1 protein-coding gene is annotated in these 386 nt (G+C 59.1%); it reads right to left on the bottom strand.

The genetic code is table 11. The features are described from left to right. Positions 1–269: 269 nt before the first annotated feature. Positions 270–386 (bottom strand): transposase domain-containing protein (locus ACFWW2_RS01765; RefSeq protein ID WP_393925644.1); only part of this gene is annotated, 117 nt, incomplete at its 5' end.

Below are 386 nucleotides of genomic sequence, written 5' to 3'. Positions count from 1 at the left end.
GACATTCCAAGCTCAGCACGACAGCGCGCTACACGCATGTCGCGACCAAGACCATCCGCGGCACTGTCAGCCCGTACGAGATGTTGGAGAAGCTGCAGGATCATACCGTCAGACGGGGCCTGGAGTAGCGGCTCAGGCGGTTGCCGCGCCCCCAGCTGGAGATTGCTGACATCTTTCGGAAGTATGGACCCACATATCGGCGGGCCAATGCGGGTCATGTCAGTCTCGGTCAACTGAAGGTAATGTGTAAGCGTCCGGTCTGACCGCCCCTATAGTGCGGTTTTCCATGGCAGGAGATCATCGACGCGGTTGATCTTGTAGTCTGGAATGCGGGCGAGTGTGTCGGCAAGCCAAGCCTGCGGGTCGATACCGTTCAGTTTGGCGGT

Source organism: Yoonia sp. R2-816 (assembly GCF_046762905.1).
Lineage (GTDB): Bacteria > Pseudomonadota > Alphaproteobacteria > Rhodobacterales > Rhodobacteraceae > Yoonia.
Note: the sequence above shows the minus strand (reverse complement) of the source record. Positions and strands in the feature narration are given on the sequence as shown.